The sequence below is a fragment of the Streptomyces sp. NPDC012888 genome (assembly GCF_042900645.1).
GTDB lineage: Bacteria > Actinomycetota > Actinomycetes > Streptomycetales > Streptomycetaceae > Streptomyces.
Map to the genome: position 1 here is coordinate 297668 of NZ_JBIBBM010000004.1, position 14275 is coordinate 311942.

Genomic DNA, 14275 nt, shown 5'->3' on the forward strand with positions numbered 1-14275 from the left:
ACTCACCCTCCCGGGCACGACGAAGGCCCGGATCCCATGGATCCGGGCCTTCATCTTCAGTAGCGGGGACAGGATTTGAACCTGCGACCTCTGGGTTATGAGCCCAGCGAGCTACCGAGCTGCTCCACCCCGCGTCGGTGAAACAACAGTACCACGACGCGGAACGGCTCCTGTCCCCCTTTTCCGCTGGCCGGTCAGCCGCCGGGCTGTGGCGCGGGCTGGGCCGGCTGCTGGAGCTTGGCCTCGGCCTCGATCGCCCGCTGCACCGCGGCCTTCACGTCCTCCTGGGCCTTGCCGAACGCGGCCCAGTCACCGGCCTGCCGCGCCTTCTCCGCGGCCTCGATCGCCTTCTGGGCGTCGGAGAGGGCCGCCTTGACGGTCGGGTCCTGGCTGGTCGGCGGCTGGTTCGTACCCTCGCCCGGCGGCTGGGCCGGCGGGGGCGCGGTCGGCGACTCGGCGCCGAAGACGACGTTGAGCGCCTTCTCCAGGGTGTCCTCGAAGGCGGTCTGCTCCCCGTAGGTCACGAGGACCTTCTTCAGCAGCGGGTACTTGGTGCCGCCACCGCGCACGTACACCGGCTCGACGTAGAGCATGCCCTTGTCGAGCGGCACGGTGAGCAGGTTGCCGTACTCCACCTGGGAGTCGCCCCGGCTCAGGATGTTGATCTCCTGGGCGATCTCCGGCTTGGAGTTGAACTTGGCCTGCACCAGCTTGGGGCCGTCCACCGGGTTCGTGGTGGGCAGCTTCAGCACCCTGATCTTGCCGTAGTCCGGAGTGCCCGGGTCGGCGTTGACCGCCATGAAGGCGCTGAGGTTGTCGCGCCCGTTCGGGGTGAACGTGGTGGTCAGCGAGAAGACCTGGTCCTTCTCCTTCTGGCCCGGCATCTTCATGGAGAGGTAGTACGGCGGGACCGCGTTGCCCTCCTTGTTGGTCGGGTCGTCCGGGACGGACCAGACCTCGCTGCCGCTGAGGAAGGTCTGCGGGTCGGTGACGTGGTAGCGGGTGAGGAGCTCGCGCTGCACCTTGAACAGGTCCTGCGGGTAGCGCAGGTGGTCCTTGAGGGCCTGGGGGATGTCCTTCTTGCCCTTGACCGTGCCCGGGAAGGCCTTCATCCACGTCTTGAGCACCGGGTCCTGGGTGTCCCACTGGTACAGCCGGACCGTTCCGTCGTAGGCGTCGACCGTGGCCTTCACCGAGTTGCGGATGTAGTTGACCTGGTTCTCCTGCGCGACGACCGCGCGCTGGGAGTCGGTCAGCGAGTCCGCCGTGGTGTCGCCGAGGGTGGTGCGGGAGGCGTACGGGTAGCCGTTGCTGGTGGTGTACGCGTCGACGATCCACTGGATCCGGCCGTCGATCACCGCGGGGTAGGCGGCGCCGTCGATGGTCAGCCAGGGGGCGACCGCCTCGACCCGCTCCTTCGGGGTCCGGTTGTAGAGGATCTTCGATCCTTCTCCGATGGCTCCCGAGTAGAGGATCTGGGGCTCGCTGAAGGCCAGGGCGTAGGCGGCACGGTTGACCGGGTTGGCCAGGCTCACACCGCTGTCGCCCTGGTAGGTGGTCTCCTTCTCGCCCCTGTCGTCCGCGTAGTCGAGCTCCTTCTGCGGGCCGCCGACGATGGAGTACTGCTTGGTCTGCTCGCCGTAGTAGATCCGCTGCTCGTACTTGCCGAGGTCGCCGGTGGAGGGCAGGCCGGACTCGGTGAACACCGGGGTGCCGTCCGAGGTGACCTCGGTGCCCTTGGCGGCGACGACGCCGTAGCCGTGCGTGTAGCGGAAGTGGTCGTTGATCCAGCTGCTCTTCGGGATGCCGGCGAGGTTCAGCTCGCGCAGGCCGATGACGGTGTCCTGGCCCTTGTACCGGTCCACCGCCAGGGTGGACGGGAAGCCGTAGTAGCCCTTGTTCTGCTGGAGCTGCTGGAAGGCCGGGGAGACGATGTTCGGGTCGAGCAGGCGGATGCTGGCCGTGGTGTCGGCGTCCTGCCGCAGCTTGTTCTTGTCGGCCTGCGGGTTCGGGATGCCCGAGTAGGGCTGGACCTCCGTCTTGTCGATCCCGTAGGCGTCACGGGTGGCCGCGATGTTCTTCTGGACGTACGGCGATTCCTTGGCCTGCTCGTTCGGCTGGACCTGGAACTTCTGGACGATCGCCGGGTAGAGCCCGCCGATCAGGATCGCCGACAGCACCATCAGCCCGAAGCCGATCACCGGCAGCTGCCAGGTGCGCCGCCAGAGCGTCGCGAAGAACAGCGCGGCGCAGATCGCGGCGATGCAGAAGAGGATGGTCTTGGCCGGCAGGTAGGCGTTGGCGTCGACGTACCGCAGGCCGGTCCAGTTGTCGGCGGCCTTGAAGTCGCTGGACTTCACGGCCAGGCCGTACCGGTCCAGCCAGTACGCGACCGCCTTGAGGGAGACGAAGAGGCCGAGCAGCACCGACAGGTGGCCGGTGGCGGCGGCGGTGGCCCGGGCGCCCGGGCTGGAGACGCGCAGCCCGCCGTACAGGTAGTGCACGACGGCGGCGGCGATCAGCGACAGCACGGCCGCGGCGAAGCCGAAGCCGAGGAGGAAGCGGTACCAGGGCAGGTCGAAGGCGTAGAACGCCACGTCCAGGCCGAACTGGGGGTCCTTCTTCCCGAAGGGGACCCCGTTGACCCACATCAGCCAGGTCTTCCACTGGCCGGCCGCCGAGGCGCCGGCGATCAGGCCGACCAGCACGCTGATGCCGAGGAGCAGCCACCGCTTGTACGGGGCGATGCTCATCCGGTAGCGGTCGAGGCTCTGCTGCTCCATCGACATGGCGGCCAGCGGGGGCCGCAGCCGGTGGGCCAGCCAGATGTTGAACCCGACCGCACCGGCCATCAGCAGTCCGAAGACGGCGAACAGGCCGATCCTGGTCCACAGGGTGGTGGTGAAGACCGTCGAGTACCTGACCGAACGGAACCACAGCCAGTCGGTCCAGAAACCCGCGAACATGATGAAGAGCATGGCCAGGACGGCCAGTACTCCCAAGGTCATCAGGAGAGTGCGGGCGCGCCGGGAGGGGCGGCCGACTCTGATCCGTGGCCCGGATGGGCCTCCGCCGCGGTCCGGCATCTGGAAAGCCAAGGTGCGCACCTCGAAGTCGCTGGTCGATATTGCGGGGCCCCCGATGGTAGGGCCCACTCATGCAACTTACTGAGGCTTTGGTCAGTTCCCGTTATCGGGTCGGAACGAGGCAGGATGTTGTCCATGTCCAACGTTTCCCCCTCCCCCGGCACCCCCATGGCGGCCAGCCCGCTGACGCGTGCGTGCCTTGAGATCGACGAGTACGCCGCCGGCCTCGGCTGGGACCGGCCGGCCCGGCTGTTCGCCCTGGTCGACACGGCCCGGCTGCGCAGGCAGGAACCCCGGCTGGCCGGCCAGCTCGGGCTGGACCGCGACGACGCGGGCAAGGCCCAGTACACCCCGATCGAGCAGGACGAGCTGCCGGCCGGGATGCCCCTGGACAAGTTCCTGGGCACCATCGCCTGGCCCGACGCGGTGGTCGGCTGCGCGCTGACGGTGGAGCGGCTCATGCTGCCGCCGTCCGCGGAGGCCGCCGTACCGACCGGGCTGAGCGAGAAGCAGCTGGCGAAGTGGGTGGCCGGGCACCCGGAGCGGCAGGAGGTCCGGCTGACCGTGGCGGTGCTGCGGGACGGCTCGCGGGAGTCGGCGGTACGGCTGCGGGAGAAGGACTCGGCGAGCGAGGTGCTGACCGGGGCCGGCCTGGTGCCCGGCCTGGCGGAGGCACTGGCGGCGACCTTCGCGTAGCGGGGCGGCGCGGGTGGCCGCCGGGGGGGGCGGTCCGGCTCCGCGTCCTACTTCGCGTCCTGTTTGGCGTCCGGCTTCGCGTCGCACCGCGGCAGCGCGGCCGTGTCGCCCTTGCCGATCTTCTCCAGTGACTTCACCGCGTCGTCGATGGTGCCGACCTTGACCAGGGTGAGCCCCTCCGGGGTCTGCCGGGAGGCGGAGGCGCAGTTGTCGGCCGGGGTCAGGAAGTAGCGGGCGCCGGCCGCGCGGGCCCCGATGGTCTTCATCTGGATGCCGCCGATGGGGCCGACCTTGCCCTGGTCGTCGATGGTGCCGGTGCCGGCGACGAACTTGCCGCCGGTCAGGTCGTGCGGGGTGAGCTTGTCGACGATGCCCAGGGCGAACATCAGGCCCGCGCTGGGTCCGCCCACGTCGGCGAGCTTGATGTCGATGCCGAACGGGAAGGTGTGGTCGGTCTCGGCCCGGATCCCGACGATCGCGTGGCCGTCACCCTCGGCGGCCGCGGTGGTGAGCACCACCTTCTCGCTGCCCGCGGGCTCCTTGCCGGCCTTCTCGGCGGCCGCGGCCTCCTTGGCGGGGACGACGGTGAATTCCACCTTCTCGCCGGCCTTGTGCCGGGTCACCAGCTTGGCGACGTCCGCCGGGGCCTTGACCGGGGTGCCGTCCACGGCCTTCACCACGTCCCCGGCGTGCAGCCTGCCCTCCGCGGGGCTTCCCTTGACCACGGAGAACACCGCCACCCGGGCGGTGACCGGGATGCCCAGCTGCCTCAGGGCGGCGACCTTGGCGCTCTCCTGCGACTGGCTGAATTCCTCGGCGTTCTCCTGCGTGGACTGCTCCTCGGTCTTGCCGTTGGGGTAGAGGTTCTCGTGCGGCACGACGATGTTGTCGTCGGAGACCCAGCCGTAGACCGCTTCCAGCAGGTTCATGTCGTAGTCGGCGCCGGTGACGCGGACCGTGGTCATGTTCAGGTGGCCGGTGGTCGGGTACGTCTTGCGGCCGTTGATCTGGAGGACGGCCTCGCCGTTGGCCTCGCCGAGCGTGTTCACGGTCGGCCCCGGGCTCATCTCCGAGTACGGGACCTTGATGAAGACCCCCGCGCAGAGCAGCGCGAACAGCAGGAGCGTGGAGGCGAGCATCGTCGCGGTGCGGCGTGGCATGTCACGACAGTACGGGACGGCGTCAGACGCTGTCCGCCCCGGAGCGCGCCGATGCCTGGTCGGGGCCCGCGGGCCGGTCCATGGCCTCGCGGAAGCGTGCGTAGCCGGCGAGCTCGGATATGTCACCGGAGGTGCGGTCGCGTGCCGCCCAGCTTCCCCATACGGCCGCGCCTATCGCGGCGAAAAGCGGAATCAGCAGCCACGCCAGAGACGCCATTCCGTGCCTCCCTACCCGGAGTCAGAGCTGTTGGTGACCACAACGCTCGCCCTCGGTGCGGGGTTACGCAAATCGAGGGCGTGTTGCACGTCCGAACGGGTGGCCGGGCGCCCGGTCAGCAGGCGCCGACCCACTCCTCGGTGCCGTCCGAGAAGGTCTGGTGCTTCCAGATCGGCACCTCGTGCTTGAGGTCGTCGATCAGCATCCGGCAGGCCTCGAACGCCTCGCCGCGGTGCGGGCAGGAGACGGCCACGACGACCGCCAGGTCGCCGACGGACAGGTCGCCGACGCGGTGGACGGCTGCCAGGGCGCGGACCGGGTACTTGGCGACGACCCGCTCGGCGACGCGGCGCATCTCGGCGACGGCCGTGGGGTGGCAGGAGTAGCCGAGCGCGTCGACGTCGGCGCCGCCGTCGTGGTCGCGCACCGTGCCGACGAACAGGGTCGTGCCGCCGGTGGAGTCGTCGCCGACTGCCCGGAAGACCTCGTCGAGCGAGAGCGGGGTGTCACGGATCTCAAGCAGCCGGATCGGGTCCGGAGCGGCCTGCTCGCCGGGGTGGTCGAAGTGCGGTGCCATGCCTTCATCGTGCCCTAGCGGCTGACGCCGCGGAATACCCGGATCACCCGTCCCGCGCCCCCACCGTTGGGAGCCTTCTACAGCCCCGCCCGACCGGCCTGCGGGCCGGCCGGACCAGGGCCGCGCATCAAGCCCGAGCGACGCTTGAGCGGGCCCGGCCGGAGGCGCCGCCCGGCGGGCGGCGCTCCGTACCGGCGGCCGGGGCGCGGCGGGGCTAGAGGCCTCGGCGGCGGCGGGCGCGGCGGACCACCGCGGCGGCACCCAGCAGGGCCACGGTCGCACCGGCCGCACCCGCGGCCGTCGCGTCCTTGCGGCCCAGCCGGCGGCCGGCGACCGTATGGCGTCCCGCGACCTCCTGCAGCAGCTCCGCCAGGACCTCCTCGTTGGTCCAGCGGGGCCGCCAGCCCGCCGCGTGCAGCCGGCTGACGCTGACCACCCAGGGGTGCATCGTGTACGCCAGGTCCCCCGCGGGCGACGGGGTCAGCCCGATCCGGTGCAGCCGGGCCGCCGCGCCCAGCGCCACCGCCGACGGGAGCTCCATGCGGCGGATCCCGCTGAGCTCCTCGACCTCCTCCTGCTCCAGCCACCCCTCGCAGCCCACCGCGAGCTCGCCCTCGACCTTCTCCAGGGCGGCGTACTCCAGGGCCGTGACCAGGTCCTCGACGTGGCAGAACTGCCACGTCGGGCGGGAGCCGGCCACCACCAGCAGCCGCGGGGACTCGAAGTAGCGGGTCAGCGCCGTGTCCGTACCGCCCACCAGCACGGCCGGCCGGACCACCGTCACGTTCAGGCCGGGGTGCGCGCGCGGCGCCCGGCGCCCGAGCCGCTCGATCTCCAGCAGGTCGCCGACGCCCGTCGCCTCGGCCGTGGCGCGCAGCTCGGAGTCCTCCGAGAGCGGGATGTCGTTGTCGGGCAGCGCCCCGTACACCATGGCCGAGGTGCACAGCACGACCCGCCGTACGCCGGCCGCCGCGGCGGCGGTCAGCACGGTCTGGGTGCCGCGGACGTTGTACGCCGTACGGGCCGCGGAGTCGGTCTCCAGGTCCAGGTCCAGCGCGAGGTGCACCACCACGTCGGCACCGCGCAGCTTGTCGGCGATCGCCGGGTCGCGGACGTCCAGCACGTGCCACTGGGCGTCCGCGCACTCGCCGCGCCGCTCGTCGATCGCGATGATCTGCTTGATCTCGTCCGAGGCGGCGAGACGGGCCACCAGCGCGGCGCCGACGCCGCCGGCCGCGCCGGTGACGGCCACGACCGGGCCGCGCACGGCCGGGTTTCGCGGGCGGCGAACGGCGGCGGCCGCATCGGCCGCGTCGGCCTCTCCGGGCCGGTTTTCGCCGTCATGCGGCGCTCGAACCTGCGGATCTGGGGAACTCACCGGGCGTCTCCAGCGGTTGTCTTCAGTAGGGACGCGTCCTGACGCGTACCTACCAGGTGACGTCCATCCTGCCGCAGCCCAGGAGTGTGCGGAGCACCGAGCCCGGAAGCGGGCGTGGTGTCTACGCTGGGTGGTGTTGTCGGGACCATTGCCCGCCGGCCCGTGCCGGCGGCCCTACGAGCCGAGGAAACCCGTGAGTGACACCCCATTCGGATTCGGCCTTCCGCCGGAGGAGCCGGAGGACGGCGACGAGGGCAGGAAGAAGGGTCAGCCCAATCCGTTCGGGTTCGGCGGGGCCGGGCTGCCCGGCGGCATGCCCGGTGGCGCCGACAACCCGTTCGCCGCGATGTTCGGCGCCATGAACCCCGGTGACCTGGGCGCGGCGTTCCAGCAGCTCGGCCAGATGCTCAGCTACGAGGGCGGTCCCGTGAACTGGGACATGGCCAAGGACATCGCCCGCCGCACCGTGGCGCAGGGCACCGCAGACGGGGTCAAGGACACGAGCGTCGGCGTGGCCGAGAAGGCCGCCGTCGAGGAGGCCGTCCGCCTGGCCGACCTGTGGCTGGACGGGGTGACGTCGCTGCCGTCCGGCGCCGGTACGGCCGTGGCGTGGAGCCGCGCCGAGTGGGTCGAGGCGACCCTGCCGGTGTGGAAGGAGCTCGTCGACCCGGTCGCGGAGCGGGTCGGCGCGGCCATGGGCCAGGTGCTGCCGGAGGAGATGCAGGCCATGGCGGGCCCGCTGCTCGGCATGATGCGCTCCATGGGCGGGGCGATGTTCGGGCAGCAGATCGGCCAGGCCGTGGGCGTGCTCGCGGGCGAGGTCGTCGGTTCCACCGACATCGGGCTGCCGCTGGGTCCGGCGGGGAAGGCCGCCCTGCTCCCGCTGAACATCGAGACCTTCGGCAAGGACCTGGGCGTGCCCTCCGACGAGGTGCGGCTGTACCTGGCCCTGCGCGAGGCCGCCCACCAGCGGCTCTTCGCCCACGTGCCGTGGCTGCGCTCGCACCTGTTCGGCGCGGTCGAGGGCTATGCGCGCGGCATCAAGGTGGACACCTCGAAGCTGGAGGACGTGGTCGGCCAGATCGACCCGTCGAACCCGGAGCAGCTGCAGGAGGCGCTCCAGGGCGGCATGTTCCAGCCGCAGGACACCCCGGAGCAGAAGGCGGCGCTGGCCCGGCTGGAGACGGCGCTCGCGCTGGTCGAGGGCTGGGTGGACGCGGTGGTCCACGAGGCCGCGAAGCCCCGGCTGACCTCGGCGGACGCCCTGCGGGAGACCCTGCGCCGGCGGCGTGCCTCGGGCGGCCCGGCGGAGCAGACCTTCGCGACGCTGATCGGCCTGGAGCTGCGTCCGCGCCGGCTGCGGGACGCCTCGCGCCTGTGGGCCCTGCTCACCGACGCGCGCGGGGTGGACGGCCGGGACGGCCTGTGGGAGCACCCGGACATGCTGCCGACCGCGTCCGACCTGGACGACCCGGACGGCTTCGTGCACCGCGAGCACCTCGACTTCTCGGAGATCGACAAGATGCTCGGCGAGGCCGCGGCCGGGGACAAGCGCGACGAGGACGGCGAAGACAAGAAGTGAGCCTGCACGAGGACGCTGTCCTGGTACTGAAGGCATACCAGGACCAGCCCGAGCTCCGCGACGTCTACCTGGAGCACCTGGAAGCCCACCCGGACGGGATGTACAAGCCGTGCACGGCCGGGCACGTCACGGCCAGTGCGCTGGTGGTGGACCCGTCCCGGGGCCGGGTGCTGCTGACCCTGCACCGGAAGCTGGGCATGTGGCTGCAGATGGGCGGTCACTGCGAGGCGGGTGACGCCACGCTGACGGAGGCGGCGCTGCGCGAGGCCCGGGAGGAGTCGGGAATCGAGTCGGGGCTGTCACTGCTGCCGGGTGGGCCGGTGCGGCTGGACCGGCACCCGATCCCCTCGCCCTGCAACTGGCACCTGGACGTGCAGTACGCGGCGGTGGCACCGCCCGAGGCGGTCGCGGCGATCAGCGACGAGTCGCTGGACCTGCGCTGGTTCGGGTACGACGAGGTCGCGGCGGTGGCCGACGACTCGGTGGTCCGCCTGGTGGAGGCGGTCCGCGCGCGGCTCTAGGCGTACGGGAGGGCCTGCCTGGCGGGCCGGGGGCGGATGCGCGGGAGTGTTCCTGCGCATCCGCCCCCGGCCCGTTCGCATGCCCGGGCGGGGCGGGGGCTCAGGCCCGGCTGCTGCCGAGCGAGTTGCCCCGCATGCCGAAGCCGAGCACTCCGCCGCGCAGGTGGGTGGGCGGCAGCAGCTCGCTGGGCTGGATGAGGACGTGGCCCTCGCCCTGGAACTGCATCTCCCAGCCCTCGCCGGTGGCTCCGCGGCGGCGCCAGACGCCGGAGGTGGAGGTCGGCGCCTGGAGCTGTGTGCGCAGCGAGGTGGACCAGGCGATGACGGCGTCGGCGTCGGCGCAGACGTTCTTGCCGGGGCCGACTTCCAGTACGAGGGGTTCGCCGGAGGTGAGCAGGGCGACCTGGCCGGTGCCGGTCAGTTCCAGGTTGTAGGCGCCGGCCGAGGCGACCTCGACGGCGCTGTCGATGGCGACGATGCCGACGCCGAGGGTGGAGTCGAAGGCGAGGACGTACTTGCTGTCCACGGTGATGCCGCGGCCGACGTCCATGACGTGGATGTGCTGGGCGAAGTTGGCCAGGTAGACCTGGCCGGTGCCCTTGCACTTCATCAGTTCCAGGCCTTCGCCGGTCATGTGCCGGACGTTGCGCCAGCTGTTGTTGCGGTACTGGCTCTGGAAGTCGACCTGGCCCTCGAAGGCGACCATGGCGCCCTGGCGGGCGAGGACGGAGCCGCCGTTGCCCTGGGTGATCTCGGCCTTGAGCAGTTGGGGGTTCTGCAGGGTGTAGCGGCCGGTGGACGGCACCGGGACGTGCGCGAAGAGTGTGCTGTGCATGGTGGGTCGGTGCTCCTCTCAGCCCCGGATCTTGAAGCGGTCGCCGGTGTCCTCGCTGGGCTGGACGATCACGAAGCCCTGGCCCTTGAAGCCCAGCTGGAGGGCTTCGCCGCTGCCCCGGCCGATCAGCGCGCCGGCCTTGACGGTGCGCTTGGCCTTGAGGTCCAGGCCGGTGGTCCAGCCGATGAGGGCGTCGGGGTCCACGTAGGTCTCGCGTTCGGCGCAGTTCAGGACGGTGGGTACGCCCCGGCTGACCAGGGCCACCCAGCCGGTGCCGCGGATGACGAGGTTGGTCAGGCCGGAGCCGGAGAGCTTGGCCAGGCCCTTGACCGGTTCGATGGCCAGCCTCAGGGTGGCATCGCAGGCGAGCAGGGTGGCGCCGTTGACGGAGAGGGCCTCGTCGGCGAGGTGCACGACGAGGACGTCGGCCCCGTAGTCGGCGAGGAAGAGGTCGCCGTCACCGCGGCAGAGCATCAGCTTGCCGCCCTCGCCCGTCACCATCTCCTCGGCCGAGCGGCGCAGGTCCGCGGGAGCCGCGTCGAACTGGACGTAGCCGTCGTAGGCGATCATCGAGCCGGCCTTGGCGATCAGGTCCTGACCGGTGACCATCGCGACCTTGAGGGTCTTGGCGTTGTGCACGGCCATTCGGAGGCCGGTGTTCGCGGCGCGGTGGGCGCCGAGGGTCTGCGTGTCCATGGGCTGCCTCACACCTCGAAGGGCTGTACGACGACGAAGTTGCCGGGGGCGCCGCGGAACTGGAGGTTCACGGCTTCCCCGTTGCGGCTGGCGTAGCCGGATCGCCGCAGGCGCAGGGCGGTGGTGGTGACGGCCTGGGCGCCGGCCGACCAGGCGATGACCGCGTTCCCGTCGACGTAGGTGGCGTTGCCGACGGGCAGCACGACCGGGGTGCCGCGGGTCTTGACGACGACGGCCCCGGTGCCGGAGAAGAGCATGGAGAACAGGCCGCCGCCGGGCAGGCCGGCGCCCTCGATGCGGCGGACCTCGGTGGAGAGGGACTCGTCGAAGGCGAGGACGCCCTGGGCGCTGGTGTACAGCTGGTCGGTGCCTTCGAGGCGGATGACGAAGAGCCGGCTGGCCTCGTCGGCGAGGAAGACCTCGCCGTCGCCGGAGCAGCGCATCAGCGCCATGCCCTGGCCGGTGAGCTGACCGGTCAGCTTGCCGAGCAGGCCGGAACCCTTGTGGGCGAAGTCGACGTCGCCCTGGTAGGCGACCATGCTGCCCTGCCTCGCGAGGACGGCCTGGCCCTTGGTGAGGGTGACGCGGACCTGCTGGGGGTTCTGCTCGGTCCAGCGGTCGCCGGCCGGGGCCTCCGCGTACTTGGTGAGCACGACCCGTAGGCCGGCCTCGGGGGGCACGGGGGCGAGGGGCTGGGCCGCGCCGAACGGGACGCCGAGCGGGGCGCCCGGCGGCGGGACGGAGCCGAAGGGCGGTGCGGTCGCGCCGGCGGGCGGGGCCTGCGGAGCCGGGGCGGGCGCGGGCACGGCGCCGAAGGGCGGCGGGGACCCGAAGGCCGCGGTCTGCGGCGCGGGCGTACCGAACCCGGCGGCCGGGGCGGGCGCGGGCGCGGCCACCGGGGCCGGGGCGGGCGCGGGGGCCGGGACCGAGGGCTGTACGGGGGCGGCCGGGGGCGCGGCGAGCGTCGGGGCGGGCGCGGGGGCCGACGGCGGTGCGAACCCGGGAGCCGGCTGCGGCGGGGCGGGCTGCTGCGGCGGGGGCTCGGGGGCGGCCTGCTCCTCCGCGACCTCACCGCCGAAGTTCTCCAGCAGGGCGGCCAGGCCGCCGTCGAACCCCTGGCCCACGGCGGCGAACCGCCAGACGTCCTTGAGGTAGAAGTCGCCGAGCATCACGGCGCGCTCGGTGCTGAACTCCGCGCCGGTGAAGGCGTACCGCGCGACCTCCTCGCCGCCCGCCACGATCCGGATGTAGCCGGGGCCTACCTGCGACATGGTGCCGTCGCCGTCGATGGTGGCGGTGAAGGACAGCTTGTGGATGCCGGCCGGGATCCGGTCCAGGGTGACCCGGAAGGACTCGGTGTCACCCGCCTGCGCGCCGAGCTGCTGGATCGACTCCTCGGGCGACTTCGGCTGGTTGTAGAAGATGAAGTAGCGGTCGTCGGAGAGCCGTTCCTCCGCGTCGAGACCGAAGCAGCTGATGTCGAAGGTCAGCCCCGGGCCGGAGATCTGCACACCCACGTACAGATCCGTCCCCGCCGTGAGGTCGCTGATCCTGGCCTTGTGGCCGCGTTGGAATTCCCTGGCCATGCGCTACGCCCGTCCCCCATCCGAAGTGAATGCGTGCGGCCAGGCTAGCCGCAACCGCGGAGATTCGGCCAAGGGGTGCGGAGACCTGTGGACGACCGGCCCCACAGGTGAGCGCACGTCATCTCTCGCGCGGTCCGGGAACCTTGGGCAGCCGCTCCGCCGCGGCCACGCCCTCCAGGTAGCCGCGGGCGCGCTCGGTCCGCGGGTAGGCCTCCAGCAGCTCCCAGAAGCGCGGGCCGTGGCCGGGCACCAGCAGGTGCGCCAACTCGTGCAGCAGCACGTAGTCCACCACGTACTCGGGCATGCCCTGCAGGCGGTGGGACAACCGGATGCTGCCCTCGGCCGGGGTGCACGAGCCCCAGCGGGTGTTCTGGTTGGTCACCCAGCGCACCGTACGCGGACGGGCACGGCCGTCGAGGTACTGGCCGGACAGGAGTGCGGCCCGCTCGGTCAGCTCGGCGTCACCCAGGGGGCGGCGGCCCTCCCGGGCGGCGAGCTTGTCGAGCATCACGCCCACCCAGCGCCGCTCCTCGGCCTCGGACATCCGGGCAGGGATGAGCACGACCGTGCGCTCTCCCTCGCGGTAGGCGGACACGGTCCTGCGGCGGCGCGCACTCCGGCGGACTTCGACGGGGTGGTCGGGTGGATCGGCGGACACGCCATGACGGTACCGGGTGCCCGCGACGGAAGTCCCGCCATCTCATATGACGAATCGGGAGGGCTGTGGACAAATCTCCGCGGGCCGGTCCAGGAACGGGCATTCTCGCGGTACGAGGCAAGTGACGAGGACGGGGGAAGGTCATGTATCCGAAGGTGAAGCCGGCACTGGCGAGGGCCTGGCGGGACCTGCAGACGGTGCAGTTCGGGGTGACCCCGGCGCACGCCGTGGTGCTCGGCCCGGTGGACACGGCGACGGGGTCGCTGATCGACCGGATCGACGGGACCCGCGGTATGGACCGGCTGCGCGCCGAGGCGGGCGCGCTGGGGCTCCCCGGCGAGTGCGCCGACCATCTCGTGCGGCAGCTGACGGGGGCCGGCCTGATCGACGACGCCCCGGCAGGAGGGGCGGCCGGCGGCGGGCGGGCGTTACCGGAGCGACTCGGCCCGGACCTGGGCTCGCTGTCCCTGGTGCGGCGGGAGCCCGGCGGGGCCCGGGCCGGGCTGGCGGCGCGCCGCGGGACCCGGGTGCAGGTGCGCGGGGCCGGGCGGGTGGGCGCGCTCGTCGCGGCGGTGCTGGCGGGCGCCGGGGTGGGCCGGGTCGAGGTGCTGGACGGGGGCCGGGTGGTGCCGGGCGATCTGGCGCCGGGCGGGATGGGCCCGGAGAGCGTGGGGCGGCTGCGGGGCGAGGCCGCGGCGTCGCTGGTCCGGTCGGCGGGTCCGGAGCGGCCTCCCAGAGCCGGGGAGCTGCCGGGGCCGGAGCCCGGGCTGGCCCTGGTGGTGGTCGCGCCCCGCGAGGGGCTGGACGCCTGGGCCCCGGATCCCGGTGCGGCGGCCGGCTGGATGGAGAGCGGTGTCCCGCACCTGTACGCCGGGGTGCTGGAGGGCACCGGGCTGGTGGGTCCGCTGGTGCTCCCGGGCGGCACGGCCTGCGCCGGATGCCTGGAGCGGGACCGGGTGGACCGGGACCGGGCCTGGCCCCGGCTGCTGGTGCAGTGGCGGACGGCGCACCGGCGGCGGGGCGTCCCCGCCTGTGACCTGGGACTGGCCACGGCGGTGGCCGGTCTGGCGGCGGCCCACGCCCTGGCCTTCCTCGACGGAGAGCTGCCGGCGTCCACCGGGGCCAGGTGGGAGGCAGCCCTTCCGGGACTGCACTGGACGCACAGCCGGGCGGAGCCCCATCCGGGGTGCGGATGCGGGGCCTGGCGGCCGGGAGAGGGGGACTCGTCCGCGGCCGTAGGGCCACAGGACACAATGGCCGGGTAACCGCCGTTCACCGCGCGG

Annotated in this window: 13 protein-coding genes and 1 tRNA gene; 4 read left to right on the forward strand and 10 right to left on the reverse strand. The window is 72.4% G+C overall.

Annotated elements, in window-relative coordinates; genetic code table 11:
* Positions 1 to 60 precede the first annotated feature (60 nt).
* Both ACFY61_RS08775 and ACFY61_RS08780 read right to left on the reverse strand, forming a co-directional pair.
* A tRNA-Met gene (locus ACFY61_RS08775) sits at positions 61 to 134 on the reverse strand.
* A 60-nt stretch (positions 135 to 194) separates the two neighbouring features.
* Entirely contained in the window at positions 195 to 3086 is a 2892-nt protein-coding gene (locus ACFY61_RS08780; protein WP_389469302.1) for a UPF0182 family protein, read from the reverse strand.
* Positions 3087 to 3212: 126 nt separating this feature from the next.
* Between ACFY61_RS08780 and ACFY61_RS08785 the strand changes: the two genes are divergently transcribed.
* Positions 3213 to 3782, forward strand: a complete 570-nt coding sequence (locus ACFY61_RS08785) for a PPA1309 family protein (RefSeq protein WP_389468822.1) — start codon at positions 3213 to 3215, stop codon at positions 3780 to 3782.
* Positions 3783 to 3829: 47 nt separating this feature from the next.
* On the opposite strand, the gene ACFY61_RS08790 is transcribed toward ACFY61_RS08785, so the two are convergent.
* From ACFY61_RS08790 to ACFY61_RS08805, 4 genes are all read right to left on the reverse strand, one after another.
* The gene (locus ACFY61_RS08790) at positions 3830 to 4942 is read right to left on the reverse strand and encodes a PDZ domain-containing protein (protein WP_389468825.1); all 1113 of its coding nucleotides are present in this window, start codon (positions 4940 to 4942) and stop codon (positions 3830 to 3832) included.
* Between the two features lie 22 nt (positions 4943 to 4964).
* On the reverse strand, positions 4965 to 5159 hold the full coding sequence (locus ACFY61_RS08795) for a hypothetical protein (RefSeq protein WP_389468828.1): 195 nt from the start codon (positions 5157 to 5159) through the stop codon (positions 4965 to 4967).
* Positions 5160 to 5274: 115 nt separating this feature from the next.
* On the reverse strand, positions 5275 to 5736 hold the full coding sequence (locus ACFY61_RS08800; protein WP_389468830.1) for a molybdenum cofactor biosynthesis protein MoaE: 462 nt from the start codon (positions 5734 to 5736) through the stop codon (positions 5275 to 5277).
* A 214-nt stretch (positions 5737 to 5950) separates the two neighbouring features.
* A complete protein-coding gene (locus ACFY61_RS08805; protein ID WP_389468831.1) occupies positions 5951 to 7114 on the reverse strand; it encodes an NAD-dependent epimerase/dehydratase family protein in 1164 nt (387 codons plus the stop codon).
* Between the two features lie 193 nt (positions 7115 to 7307).
* Here ACFY61_RS08805 and ACFY61_RS08810 point away from each other — a divergent pair, with 193 nt between their 5' ends.
* Together ACFY61_RS08810 and ACFY61_RS08815 are read left to right on the forward strand one after the other, a co-directional pair.
* Positions 7308 to 8696 (forward strand): zinc-dependent metalloprotease, encoded by a 1389-nt coding sequence (locus tag ACFY61_RS08810; protein ID WP_389468834.1) that lies wholly within the window; start codon positions 7308 to 7310, stop codon positions 8694 to 8696.
* The gene (locus tag ACFY61_RS08815) at positions 8693 to 9217 is read left to right on the forward strand and encodes an NUDIX hydrolase (protein ID WP_389468837.1); all 525 of its coding nucleotides are present in this window, start codon (positions 8693 to 8695) and stop codon (positions 9215 to 9217) included. Before ACFY61_RS08810 ends, ACFY61_RS08815 begins: the two co-directional genes overlap by 4 nt.
* Before the next feature lie 100 nt (positions 9218 to 9317).
* Here the strand turns inward: ACFY61_RS08815 and ACFY61_RS08820 are convergent, their stop codons facing one another.
* From ACFY61_RS08820 to ACFY61_RS08835, 4 genes are all read right to left on the reverse strand, one after another.
* The gene (locus ACFY61_RS08820) at positions 9318 to 10052 is read right to left on the reverse strand and encodes an AIM24 family protein (RefSeq protein ID WP_389468840.1); all 735 of its coding nucleotides are present in this window, start codon (positions 10050 to 10052) and stop codon (positions 9318 to 9320) included.
* 18 nt (positions 10053 to 10070) lie between these two features.
* A complete protein-coding gene (locus tag ACFY61_RS08825) occupies positions 10071 to 10748 on the reverse strand; it encodes an AIM24 family protein (RefSeq protein WP_389468843.1) in 678 nt (225 codons plus the stop codon).
* Positions 10749 to 10756: 8 nt separating this feature from the next.
* Positions 10757 to 12334, reverse strand: coding sequence for a TerD family protein (locus ACFY61_RS08830; RefSeq protein WP_389468846.1), 1578 nt, complete (start codon positions 12332 to 12334; stop codon positions 10757 to 10759).
* A 118-nt stretch (positions 12335 to 12452) separates the two neighbouring features.
* Entirely contained in the window at positions 12453 to 12992 is a 540-nt protein-coding gene (locus ACFY61_RS08835) for a M48 family metallopeptidase (protein ID WP_389468849.1), read from the reverse strand.
* A 143-nt stretch (positions 12993 to 13135) separates the two neighbouring features.
* Here ACFY61_RS08835 and ACFY61_RS08840 point away from each other — a divergent pair, with 143 nt between their 5' ends.
* Entirely contained in the window at positions 13136 to 14257 is a 1122-nt protein-coding gene (locus ACFY61_RS08840; protein WP_389468851.1) for a ThiF family adenylyltransferase, read from the forward strand.
* Positions 14258 to 14275 lie beyond the last annotated feature (18 nt).